The sequence below is a fragment of the Catellatospora sp. NPDC049133 genome (assembly GCF_040648455.1).
Lineage (GTDB): Bacteria > Actinomycetota > Actinomycetes > Mycobacteriales > Micromonosporaceae > Catellatospora > Catellatospora aurea.
Map to the genome: position 1 here is coordinate 326,126 of NZ_JBEZDT010000001.1, position 11,304 is coordinate 337,429.

The window sequence follows — 11,304 nt, forward strand, 5'->3', positions numbered from 1 at the left end:
CTACTCCGGCTTCGGGGGGATTAGCGGGAGAACTTCTTCTCGGTCTTGTCAGCCGCAGCCTGCATACGGTCGCAGAACTTGTCGGCGGTGCCACCCTGGAACATCAGCTCGTTGGTGGCGGCGCGGCACTCGTCGTCCAGGTTCTTGTACCAGGCGTCCCAGCGGAAGCTGAAGTTGGCCGCACCGGCCGCGGTCAGCGCCGCGTTGGCCGAGGTCAGACCGGGCGAGAGGGTCAGGCCCTCGGCCGCGCCGGTGACGACGGTCAGCGACTTGGTGAGCTCGGTGAAGCCCTTCGCGCCGGCCTTGGACAGCATGTGGCGCAGGTACTCCTTGCCACCCTGGACGTTCTTGCCCTTGCTGGCGACGAAGTACATCTCGCCCGCGGCGGCGTAGAGGCCCGTGGCCGGGAGCTTGTCCGACGCGGTCGCGGCCGGGATGGCGGCGACCTGGTAGTCGAAGCCGGCCGGGGTGTCCTTGGACTGCTCGTTCTCCAGCCAGGAACCCGACGGGTAGAAGCCCACCTTGTACTGGTTCTGCTGCAGCTGAACCTCGGTGTGCTTCAGGCCCAGGTGCGCCTTGTTGCCGTACTTGGCGCCGATCTCGCCCCACAGGGTGGCGGCCTGCTTGACGGCGTCGTTCTTCCACGCGTTCGGCTCGAGGTTGTCGATCGCCTTGAGCACGTCCGCGCCGCCGATCTTGGCGGCGGTGGTCAGGATGACCAGGTACTGGTAGTAGGCCGCGTTGGCGCCCGCGTACGAGTACGGGGTGATGCCCTTGGCCTTCATCTTCTCCAGCAGCGCGGTGAAGTCGGCCCAGGTGGTCGGCGCGGTCCAGCCGTTGTCCTTGAACAGCTTGCCGGAGTACCACAGGCCGAACACGGTGTAGGCGTAGTTCAGCACGTACGGCTTGCCGTTGAAGGTGCCCTGCTCGATGGTGCCCGGGATCAGGGTCTCACCGACGGTCTTGCCGGTGATGTCCAGCGAGGGGGCGGCGAACAGGTCGCTCAGGTCGGCGACCTGGCCGGCCTCGACGAGCTTGCCCTGGTCCATCAGCTTCGAGCCGGCGTTGTTCACCATGTCCGGCGGGGTGTTGCTCGCGAAGCGCGGCTGCAGGGTGGTGGAGACCTCCTGCGTCGAGGAGTACTTCACCTCCGACTTCGGGAACTTCGCCTTGTACGACGGGATGTGCACGTCCGTGGCGTACTTGGTGCCCAGACCGCCATCGAAGATCACAACCTCGACCGGGGTCTCGGTCGCGACACCCAGGGGGTTCTCGGCGCTCTTGTCGCCGGTCGCCGAGGCGTTGGGCTCGTCGGTGCCGCCGCCGACGCAGGCGGAGAGCAGACCGGCGGCGGGGGTGGCCAGCAGGCCGACGGCCGCAGTCCGGCGCAGCACGCTGCGACGGCTCAGCTCCGACGGGCTGTCGGTGTGGTTGGACATCATTGTCTCCTCAGATTCGGGTCGCTGAGATAGTGACTCGAGGGTGTGGTGAGGCGGTGCCTGTAGCGGTCGCGGTCACGGGCGAACCCGCTTCCGCGGCGGACCCGGCCGCACCGGGGATCAGTGCGGCACCACACCGAGCGTCATTGCTCGATGTGGTGTCGGCCCAGTGCTCGATCGGGTCGAGCACGGTCAGTGGCAGCACGGCGCAGGCGGGGGCGGTCACAGCTCGCCCTCCTTGCTCTGGCCGTTGCTGAAACGGTGCGCGTCCACCGCGCGGGCGGTGCGCTGGAACGCGGCGTGGGAGCGGTCGTGGGTGCGCTGGGCGACCGCGATGTAGAGCAGGTCGAGCACCACCAGCTGCGGGTGGCGCGCCGACAGCGCGTCCGGGCGGAACGAGGTGGCCTGGCTCGCGGTGAGCAGCACGATGTCGGCAAGCTCGGCCAGCGGCGAGCGCGGGAAGCCGGTCAGCGCGATGGTGACCGCGCCGTGCGAGCCGGCCTCGGCCAGCATCTCCACGGTCTCGCGGGTCTGCCCGGTGTGCGAGATGCCCAGCGCGACGTCGCCCTCGCGCAGCAGCGCTGCGCTGGCCAGGCCGTTGTGCACGTCCGGCCAGGTCCACGCGGCGATGCCGATGCGGTGCAGCGAGAACTGCATCTCCGCGCCGACCAGGGCGGAGCCGGACGCGCCGTAGATGTCGACGCGGTTGGCCGAGGAGATCGCGGCCGCGGCCCGCTCGACCTCGGCGAGGTCGAGCATCGCGGCGGTGTCGCGCATGGCCTGGGTGTCGGCCGCCATGATCTGCGCGAGTACGCGCTCCAGCGGGTCGCCCGGCTCGATGGCCCGGCCGATGTCCTCGGCCCAGCCCGCGGAGCGGGCGGCGCGGCCGGTCTCGCCGGCGATGGCCAGGCGCAGATCGGCGTAGCCCTCGAAGCCCAGCGCGCGGCAGAAGCGGGTGATCGAGGCGGGCGAGGTGCCCGAGCGCTCGGCCAGCTCGACGATGGTGGCGCGGGCGGCGCCCGCGGGGTCGGTCAGCACCTGCTCGGCGACGCGCTGCAGGGCTCCGGTGAACTCGGGCAGCTGCGCTCGTACGCGTACCAGCACACTGTCCGGCCGGTCCAGGCCGAGCCGGGCGTGCGGGATCTCCAGCGGGGCGGACTGTGCCGCCGCGACCGGTTCCACGCGCTCCACCACTGACTTCTCCTACTGACCGGGTCCCGAACAGTTAACCGAAAGGAAGTTAACTGTTAGTGGTAAAAGTTCTTACTGACGACCCCCTCTTGTCAAGTCCACGGGCAAACTTTTTAAAGCTGTTACCTGGCGATGCTGCCTCGGCCTTGCTCCGGGCGGCCACTTTGGGGAGCATGAATGCCGCATAGGCCAGACCAGCGTTGACCGTTTGGACGAGGTAAGAGGTGACATGTCGGACAAGCTGGTATTAGGGCTCGACGTCGGCGGGACGAGCACCAGGGCCGTGCTGGCCACGCCCGACGGGCAGCGGCTCGGCTTCGGCCGGGCCGGCGGCGGCAACCCCACCACCCACGGGGCCGCCGCGCTGACCGAGCTGACCGGCGCCATCCGCGCCGCGCTCGGCGACACCGCGCCCGAGTCCGTCGCCGGGGCGGTGCTCGGCATGGCCGGGTACACCAAGCTCGGCGCCTCCCCCGCGCTGCGGGCCGCGTTCGACCAGGCCTGGACCGGTCTGGGCCTGCGCTGCGAACCCCAGCTGGTCAGCGACGTGCTGGCGGCGTACGCCGCGGGCACCCCCGACCCCGACGGCACCGTCATCGTCGCCGGCACCGGCGCGATCGCCGCCCGGGTCCGCGGCCACCGGCTCGACCACGTCGCCGACGGCCACGGCTGGCTGCTCGGCGACCTGGGCTCGGGCTACTGGCTGGGCCGCGAGGCCGTCCGCGGCGCCCTGCGCGACCTGGACAAGGAACGCCCGCTGGGCGCGCTGGCCGCGGGTGTGCTGACCGAGCTGCTCGGCACCGACACCATCGCGCCCCGCCGCCGCGACACCGCCGCCGACCTGGTCCAGGCCGTCGTGGCCGAGTCCCCGATCGCGCTGGCCCGGCTCGCCCCCATGGTGCTGAGCTACTACGACGCCGACGACCCGGCCGCCGTGGACGTCGTCCAGCGCGGCGCGGCCCACCTGGCCGACACCGTGGCCATGGTGCGCGCCCCCGGCGAGACGACCGTCCTGGTACGCGGCGGCGGTCTGCTCACCAACGACACCCCGCTCGCCGCCGAACTGGCCGCCGCGATCGCCGTGAGCTGGCCGGACACGGCACTGCGCCCGGCCGGCGACGCCGCCGCGGCAGCCGCCTGGCTCGCCGCCCTGCCCACCGCCCCCGACCCGGTCGCCCTGCACACCCGCCTGCTCGTCCCGGCCTGACCGACCCGCCCGCGTACACCAGACCGGGCCGCGCGCCGCGCCGCATGATCGTCCGACTTGCCAGGCAGGCGGGCGAAAGGCGCGTCAAGATACGCACAGGTGCCGGGCAAGTCGAGCGATCATGGGCGCGGCGCGCGGCTCGGACGGGTGTACGCGGGCGGCGCGGACGCGGGACGGCGTGGGGCTGGCGGGGCGCGGGCGGCCGCGCCCGGTAACCTGCACCGGTGCAGGTCTGCCAGTTAGCTCCCGAGGCGTCGCGATGACGGACGTGAAGGTCCGGGCCGCCGGCGGCACCCGCTGCGGCAGCTGCGCCGAGGCGCTGTACCTGACCGCCCAGGTGCCGCTGCCCCGCTCCAGCCGCACCCGCACCGTCGGGCTCTGTCCGCGATGCGACGCCGGCCGCCCCGAGACCCAGGGCCTGCTGGCGTACTTCGCCGAGCACCCGCAGGTGCGCCCCGAGGACCTGCACCAGGTCTCCGAGCTGGTCGGACGCTGGCTGGAGGCGCTCACCGAGCGGGCCGACCGGGACGGCTCACTGGCCGCCGACGTCGAGGCCTGGTGGGCCGGCCGAGCGGGCTGACCGCCCCGCGACGCCACGCCGGTGAATACGGTTGCCGCGGACGCGGCCGCGGGTTATGAACCTCCCATGGTGACATTCCGAACCGGCGTCGAGGGCGACTACGACGAGGTCAACCAACTGGTCCAGCGCGCCTTCCTCAATGACACGGAAGGGCGGGAGTGGGCCGAGGAACGGGCCCTGTTCGAGCCCGACCGGTCCGTCCTGGCCGTGGACGGCGACCAGGTCGTCGGCCACGTCGGCACGTTCACCCGGGACCTGACCGTGCCCGGCGGCGTGCTGGCGGCCGGGTTCGTCACCGTCGTCGCCGTGGCCGGCACGCACCGCCGCCGCGGCCTGGCCTCGGCGATGCTCACCCGCCAGCTCCGCGAGATCCGCGACCGCGGCGAGGCCCTGGCGCTGCTCTGGGCCAGCGAGGCGGGCATCTACGGCCGGTACGGCTACGGCCTGGCCAGCCGCCGCCTCAGGTTCGAGATCGACCGCCGCGAGGTGCGCATCGACGGCTCCCGGTTCGACAAGTCCCGCCTGGACGGGCTGCGCCTGCGGGCCGCACCCGCCGCCGTGCACCGCGCCCAGGTCGCCGAGGTCTACGAGCGGGTGCGCCCGTCACGTCCCGGCTTCGCGAGCCGCGACGACCGCTGGTGGGACTACCGCCTCGCCGACCAGGCCTGGCACCGGGGCGGGGCCGGCCCGCTGCAGGCCGTCGTCTGCTTCGACGGCGACACCCCGGTCGGGTACGCCCTCTACCGCTTCCGGTCCAACTGGAACGACAGCGGGCCGAACGGCGAGGTCGGCGTCATGGAGACGGTCGCGGCGACCCCGGCGGCGTACACCATGCTCTGGGACTTCCTGCTCAACGTCGACCTGACCCGCACCGTGGGAATGTGGCTCGGCGCGATCGACGAGCCCCTGCAGTACCTCGTCAACGACGTGCGCCGGCTGGGCATGGGCATGGGCGACGGCTTGTGGGCCCGCCTGCTCGACGTGCCCGCCGCACTGGGCGGCCGCCGGTACGCCGCCGAGGTCGACGTGGTGCTGGAGGTCGTCGACGAGCTGCTGCCCGGCTGCGGCGGCGTGTTCCGGCTGCGCGGCGGCCCTGACCACGCCACCTGCGAGCCGACCACCGACGCCGCCGACCTGCGCCTGGACACGTCCACCCTGGCCGCCGTCTACCTCGGCGGCAACAGCCTCGGCTCGCTGGCCGCCGCCGGCCGCGTCGAGGAGCTGCGCCCCGGCGGCGTCGCCACCACCGCCCCGGCCTTCACCTGGACCCGCGCCCCCCACGCCTTGGAGATCTTCTGACCCCTCCGTGTCGGGGTGGCCTGCCAGGATGGGTACATGCTGTTCGCCGGGATCGCCGCGACGTCGGCCGCCGTGACCGCCACCTCGGGCCGCAAGGCGAAGGTCGAACTACTGGCCGCCGCGTTGCGGGAGCTGGCCGCGGGCGGCGACCCGGTCGAGATCGCGGCCGGGGCCGCCTACCTGAGCGGTGAGCTGCGGCAGCGGCAGATCGGCGTGGGCTGGGCCGGGCTGCGCGACCTGCCCCCGCCCGCCGAGTCGGCGACCCTCGACGTGCGCGCCGTCGACGCGGCGCTGGAGTCGATGGGCCTGATCAGCGGCCAGGGTTCGCAGGCCCGGCGACGCACGGCGGTCGGGGCGCTGTTCGGCGCGGCCACCGCCGACGAGCAGCGCCTGCTGACCGCGCTCATCGGCGGCGAGCTGCGCCAGGGCGCGCAGGCCGGGCTACTGGCAGACGCCGTCGCGCTGGCCGCGGGGGTGCCCGCGGCGGTGGTTCGCCGCGCGCTGCTGCTGTCCGGGGACCTGAAGGCGGTGGCCGCGACGGCGCTGACCGAGGGCGAGGCGGGGCTGTCGGCGCTCCGGCTGTCGGTCGGCACCGCGCTCGCCCCGATGCTGGCGCAGTCCGCGCCCGACCCGGAGCAGGCCCTGGTGGCGACCGGCGTCCCGGCGGCCGTGGACGCGAAGCTGGACGGCATCCGCATCCAGGCGCACCGCGACGGTGCCGAGGTCGCCGTGTTCAGCCGCAGCCTGGACGACATCACCGCACGGGTGCCCGAGATCGTGGCCGCGGTGCGCGCGCTGCCGGTGCGCTCGGTCGTGCTGGACGGCGAGGCGATCGCGGTCGACGAGCGCGGGCGGCCGCGCCCGTTCCAGGAGACGTCCGGCCGGGCGGCGCAGCGCGCGTCCGGCGCACTGACCTCGTACTTCTTCGATCTGCTGCACCTGGACGGCACGGACTGGATCGACGAGCCGGGCACGGCGCGCTGGGCCGCGCTCGACGCGATGCTGCCCGCCGCGATGCGGGTGGAACGCACCCTCGCCGAGACCCCCGAGCAGGCGCAGCAGGCGTTCGCGTCGGCGCTGGCGGCCGGGCACGAAGGGGTGGTGGTGAAGGCGGCGCAGGCGGCGTACGAGGTGGGGCGGCGCGGCGCGGGCTGGGTGAAGGTGAAGCCGCGGCACACGCTCGATTTGGTGATCCTCGCCGCCGAGTGGGGCAACGGGCGGCGGCGCGGCTGGCTGTCCAACCTGCACCTCGGGGCCCGGGATCCGCAGGGCGGCTTCGTGATGCTGGGCAAGACGTTCAAGGGCCTGACCGACGCGATGCTGGCCTGGCAGACCGAGCGGCTGCTGGGGCTGGCGGTCGAGCGCAACGACTTCCAGGTCACGGTGCGCCCGGAGCTGGTCGTGGAGATCGCGTTCGACGGGGTGCAGCGGAGCACCCGCTACCCGGGCGGGGTGACCCTGCGCTTCGCGCGCGTGCTGGGCTACCGCGAGGACAAGAGCGCGGCCGAGGCCGACACCCTGGACGCGGTACGCGCGCTCGGCGCGTCCGAAGCCGACGCCTGACACGGCACGAGGGCCGTGCCGGAGGCCCCCGGCACCGCCCTCGTTGATCTACGGACGCCCCGCGCTCACTCCTCGGGAACGATCACCCACATGGCGATGTAGACGATGAACTGGGGTCCCGGCAGCAGGCACGACAGCAGGAACAGCAGTCGGACCAGCCAGGCCGGCAGGTTGAAGCGTTGCGCCAGTCCGGCGCAGACACCCGCGATCCAGCGTCCGTGGCGCGGCCGGTACAGCCGCCGAGCCGTTGAGGCCATCTTGGTCAACTCCCCGAAGAGCGGTGCGGCGTGTTCGCCGCGGCTGTCTTCGACGGTAGAGGGCGGGGTCACCCCCGCCCTCGGTCCGCAGATGGATTCACGCTGGTCGTGGCCCGTACGGGCGTCCCCTATGGCGCGGCTGTGCTAGGACTCACTTACTTCATCTGGCCGGCGGTCAGGCCCGACTGCACCTGGCGCTGGAAGACCGCGTACACCACCAGCACCGGCAGCATCGCCAGGGTGAGGCCGGCGAACAGCCGGGAGTAGTCGCCGCGGTAGCCCTCGCTGATGGCGAGGTTGGCCAGGCCCTGGGCGAGCACCTGCTTCTCGTCCGAGGTGATCAGGACGACCGGCAGCAGGTACTGGTTCCAGTGGCCGAGGAAGTTGAAGATGCCGACGCTGATCAGGCCGGGTTTGGCCATCGGCAGCATGACCCGGAAGAAGGTCCGGAACGGCCCGCACCCGTCGATGTAGGCCGCCTCGGCGACCGCGTCGGGCAGGGTGCGGAAGAACGCGGTGAGGAAGAAGACCGTGAACGGCAGCGAGTACGCCGTGTAGATCAGCATCAGGCCGGGCAGGGTGTCGCGCAGCCCGACCCCGCCGACGATCTTGAACAGCGGCACGAAGGCCAGCACGACGGGGAACATCATGCCGCCGACGAAGACGAAGTACACCAGCCGGCTGCCCAGGAACTTGTAGCGGGCCAGGGCGTACGCGGCGGTCGCGCCGAGCAGCATGGTCAGCGTCAGCGAACCGACCAGCACGATGCCGGTGTTGACGAAGTACTGCCCGATGTGGCCGTGCGTCCAGGCGCGGGCGAAGTTGTCGAAGCGCAGCGCGCTGGGCAGCCCCCACGGGTCGCCGAGGATCTCGGCGTCGTCCTTGAACGAGCTGAGCACCACCCACAGCAGCGGCAGCGCCGTCAGCAGGCCCCACAGCACCAGGAAGGCGTGCGAGAACACGTTGAGCGTGCCGTCGACGGCCTTGCGGCCCCGTCCGGGCTCCCCGGTGACGGTCTTGACCGGGCGGTCCGCCTCGGCGGCCTTCAGGCCGCGTTCGACAACCGGGGCATCCATCGTCTGCTCGCTCATGAAAGCTCGATCCTCTCGCGGCGGGTCAGGCGCAGGGACAGCACGGTGACACTGAGGGTCACGAAGAACATCACGACGCCGATGGCCGACGCGTAGCCCCACTTGTAGTCGCCGAACGCCTCGGTGTAGAGCCGCAGGCCGACCACGTCGGTGGAGAAGTTCGGGCCGCCGCGGGTCATCACGTGGATCAGCGCGAAGCCGTCCAAGGCCAGGATGGCCAGGTAGACCCAGGCGACCTGGATGGTGTCCCAGAGCAGCGGAATGGTGATCCGCACCAGGGTGTTGAGCCGGCTCGACCCGTCCAGGGCCGCGGCCTCGTAGATGTCGCGCGGCACGGACTGCATGGCCGCGCCGAACAGCACCACGTAGAAGCCGACGTTGGCCCAGACCATGACCGCGAGCACGGCCCAGAAGGCGTACGCGGGGTCGCCGAGCCAGACCTTGGCCAGCCCGTCCAGGCCGACGGCGCGCAGCGCGGAGTTGACCAGGCCGCTGCGCGGGTTGTAGACCTCGGCCCAGAGCACGCCGACGATCGACACCGACAGCATCTGCGGCGCGAAGTAGATGACCTTGTAGAGCCCCGAGCCGCGCACGCCGGTGACCGTGCTGCGCCCGCCCCGGCCGCCCACGTTGAGCATGGTCGCCAGGAACAGGCCGAGCGCGATGGTCAGCAGCGGCAGCAGCACCAGCAGCCACAGGTTGTTGAGCAGGGCGTTCCAGACGTACTCGTCGCCCATCATGCGCTTGAAGTTGTCGAAGCCGACGAACTCGTACGCCGGCGACAGCCCCTGCCAGTTCGTCATCGCGATCAGGAACGACTGGGCGTACGGGGACACCACGAAGTAGCCGTACAGCGCCAACGGCGGCAAAAGGAACGCTGCCAGCAGCGGATACTTCCCGTGTCTCACGTCGTGCCCTCCTCGTCGAGTGCGGACCGGCGCCCGCCACATCAGGCGTGGCGGGCGCCGGGGTCAGCGCGTCAGGCGCTGCGCTTGTACTTCTTGAAGGTGGTGTCGGCCGCGATCAGGTCCGCGCCCTTCTGGCAGGCCGCGAGGAACTCCGCGGGCGTGGTGCGCCCGGAGAAGAACTCGCCGCACGCCGCGTCGACCAGCTCGCGCTCCAGCTTGCGGTAGTACACGTTGTAGACCCAGTTGAAGCCGTTGCTGCCCGAGTCGGCCAGCGCCTTGACCGCGGTGGTCAGGCCGTACGGCAGGGTGGCCCCCTCGGCCGCGCCGGCCACCACGGACAGGCTGGACACCTTGCCCGTGAAGTCCTTCGCGCCCTTCATCGACAGCATGTGCCGCATGAGCTCCATGCCGCCGCGCTCGTTCTTCGCCTTGGCGGGCACCACGAACGGCTCGCCGGCGGTGCCGCGGATGGCGGCGAACGGCAGCTTGTCACCCGAGCCGAGGCTCGGGGTCGGGGCGACGGCCATGTTGAAGCCCTCGGGGGTGACCGCCTTCTGCTCGCTCTCCAGCCAGGAACCGCAGGAGATGAACGCGGCGTTGCCCTTGCACCACTCGGTCTGGGACTGCTTGTGGTCCAGGCCCGGGGAGCCTTCGAGGATGTACTTGTCCTTGACGATCTGGTGCCACGCCTCGGCGGCGGCCTTCATCGCGTCGGAGGTCCACGCGCCCGGCTCCAGGTTGTCGATCGCCATGGCGACCTGCGGCCCGCCGAACTTGATCGCCGTGGAGATCACCGGCCAGGACATGTAGCGCGGGTGCTTGCCCTGGTAGGTCCACGGCGCGATGCCGGCGGCCTTGATCTTCTTGCACAGGGCGATGTGCTCGTCCCAGGTCTTGGCGTACTCCCAGCCCTTCTCGGTGAAGAGCTTGCTGGAGTACCAGATGCCGTAGACGGTGTACGCGTAGTTCAGGACGTACGTCTTGCCGTCGAAGCTGCCGCTCTCGACCGTGCCGGGCAGCAGGGTCTCGCGCACCTTCTTGCCGGGCACGTCCAGGCTCGGCGCGTCCAGCAGCGGGGTGAGGTCGGCGAGCGCGCCCTGGGCGACCAGGCCGCCGAGGTCGATCTGGCCCGCGCCGGAGTTGTTCACGAAGTCCGGCGGGGTGCCGTCGACGAAGCGCGGCTGCAGCTCCTTGTTGATCTCCACCACGGCCGAGTGCTTGACCTCGGCCTTGGGGTAGGTCTCCTTGTACATCGCCTCGTGCGCCTTGGCGTAGTCCTCGCCGAAGCCGCCGTTGAAGATGACGACGTCGAGCGGGGCGTCTTCCTTCACGCCCAGCGGGTTCTTGTCGCTCTTGGTGCCCTCGTATTTGCCGGACGTGTCGCCGGAGGTGTCGTCGCCGAGCGCGCAGCTGCTGAGCAGCCCCGCGGCCGGACCGGCGAGGACGCCCGCCGCGGCAGCACGCCGCAGCACCGTACGCCGGGTCAGGTCGGACTGTGCCATTCCCACTCCTTGCCAGAGACGGTCTGGTATTTCCCTACAAGTTTCGGCCGTGTTCTGAAGGATTCTTACGGCCGCCGTCGTCACTAGGCAAGATGTCGCCGCAGAAACGTTACGCAGACTTTCTACAGAACCCCCATAATTCGCCCCCAGGCGTTCATGACCAGGTGACCGCCTGTTCACGAACCCGCATGATCCCCTACCCGCGGCGGTGAAAGTTTTCACCAACTCCCCCGCGCGGACATGACAGAAGCTCCGATCATGTGCCTG

10 protein-coding genes are annotated in these 11,304 nt (G+C 71.3%); 4 read left to right on the forward strand and 6 right to left on the reverse strand.

Translation table 11 applies throughout. The features are described from left to right. Positions 1–20 precede the first annotated feature (20 nt). On the reverse strand, positions 21–1,439 hold the full coding sequence (ngcE, locus tag AB0B35_RS01500; protein WP_360535863.1) for an N-acetylglucosamine/diacetylchitobiose ABC transporter substrate-binding protein: 1,419 nt from the start codon (positions 1,437–1,439) through the stop codon (positions 21–23). A gap of 222 nt (positions 1,440–1,661) precedes the next feature. Continuing rightward, positions 1,662–2,588 (reverse strand): MurR/RpiR family transcriptional regulator, encoded by a 927-nt coding sequence (locus tag AB0B35_RS01505; protein ID WP_239167626.1) that lies wholly within the window; start codon positions 2,586–2,588, stop codon positions 1,662–1,664. 271 nt (positions 2,589–2,859) lie between these two features. Here AB0B35_RS01505 and AB0B35_RS01510 point away from each other — a divergent pair, with 271 nt between their 5' ends. The 4 genes from AB0B35_RS01510 (at position 2,860) to AB0B35_RS01525 (ending at position 7,279) form a co-directional block, all read left to right on the forward strand. Next, positions 2,860–3,837, forward strand: coding sequence for a BadF/BadG/BcrA/BcrD ATPase family protein (locus tag AB0B35_RS01510; RefSeq protein ID WP_361039354.1), 978 nt, complete (start codon positions 2,860–2,862; stop codon positions 3,835–3,837). A gap of 259 nt (positions 3,838–4,096) precedes the next feature. Beyond that, entirely contained in the window at positions 4,097–4,417 is a 321-nt protein-coding gene (locus AB0B35_RS01515; protein WP_360535859.1) for a DUF6300 family protein, read from the forward strand. A 66-nt stretch (positions 4,418–4,483) separates the two neighbouring features. Further along, a complete protein-coding gene (locus tag AB0B35_RS01520; RefSeq protein ID WP_361039357.1) occupies positions 4,484–5,716 on the forward strand; it encodes a GNAT family N-acetyltransferase in 1,233 nt (410 codons plus the stop codon). Between the two features lie 36 nt (positions 5,717–5,752). Further along, positions 5,753–7,279, forward strand: coding sequence for an ATP-dependent DNA ligase (locus AB0B35_RS01525; RefSeq protein ID WP_361039360.1), 1,527 nt, complete (start codon positions 5,753–5,755; stop codon positions 7,277–7,279). Between the two features lie 65 nt (positions 7,280–7,344). Here the strand turns inward: AB0B35_RS01525 and AB0B35_RS01530 are convergent, their stop codons facing one another. The 4 genes from AB0B35_RS01530 to ngcE (AB0B35_RS01545) form a co-directional block, all read right to left on the reverse strand. Then, entirely contained in the window at positions 7,345–7,536 is a 192-nt protein-coding gene (locus AB0B35_RS01530; RefSeq protein WP_360529000.1) for a PspC domain-containing protein, read from the reverse strand. Positions 7,537–7,691: 155 nt separating this feature from the next. Further along, entirely contained in the window at positions 7,692–8,627 is a 936-nt protein-coding gene (locus AB0B35_RS01535; protein ID WP_361039364.1) for a carbohydrate ABC transporter permease, read from the reverse strand. Continuing rightward, on the reverse strand, positions 8,624–9,535 hold the full coding sequence (locus AB0B35_RS01540; RefSeq protein ID WP_361039366.1) for a sugar ABC transporter permease: 912 nt from the start codon (positions 9,533–9,535) through the stop codon (positions 8,624–8,626). The genes AB0B35_RS01535 and AB0B35_RS01540 overlap by 4 nt, the downstream gene beginning before the upstream one ends. Positions 9,536–9,606: 71 nt before the next feature. After that, positions 9,607–11,037, reverse strand: coding sequence for an N-acetylglucosamine/diacetylchitobiose ABC transporter substrate-binding protein (gene ngcE / locus AB0B35_RS01545; protein ID WP_360529009.1), 1,431 nt, complete (start codon positions 11,035–11,037; stop codon positions 9,607–9,609). Positions 11,038–11,304: the final 267 nt, after the last annotated feature.

Bases quoted from the DNA above. Each gene is read 5' to 3' on its own strand.
- ngcE (WP_360535863.1), bottom strand. From the start codon at position 1,439: ATGTCCAACCACACCGACAGCCCGTCGGAGCTGAGCCGTCGCAGCGTG.
- AB0B35_RS01510 (WP_361039354.1), top strand. From the start codon at position 2,860: ATGTCGGACAAGCTGGTATTAGGGCTCGACGTCGGCGGGACGAGCACC.
- AB0B35_RS01515 (WP_360535859.1), top strand. From the start codon at position 4,097: ATGACGGACGTGAAGGTCCGGGCCGCCGGCGGCACCCGCTGCGGCAGC.
- AB0B35_RS01520 (WP_361039357.1), top strand. From the start codon at position 4,484: ATGGTGACATTCCGAACCGGCGTCGAGGGCGACTACGACGAGGTCAAC.
- AB0B35_RS01525 (WP_361039360.1), top strand. From the start codon at position 5,753: ATGCTGTTCGCCGGGATCGCCGCGACGTCGGCCGCCGTGACCGCCACC.
- AB0B35_RS01530 (WP_360529000.1), bottom strand. From the start codon at position 7,536: ATGGCCTCAACGGCTCGGCGGCTGTACCGGCCGCGCCACGGACGCTGG.
- AB0B35_RS01535 (WP_361039364.1), bottom strand. From the start codon at position 8,627: ATGAGCGAGCAGACGATGGATGCCCCGGTTGTCGAACGCGGCCTGAAG.
- ngcE (WP_360529009.1), bottom strand. From the start codon at position 11,037: ATGGCACAGTCCGACCTGACCCGGCGTACGGTGCTGCGGCGTGCTGCC.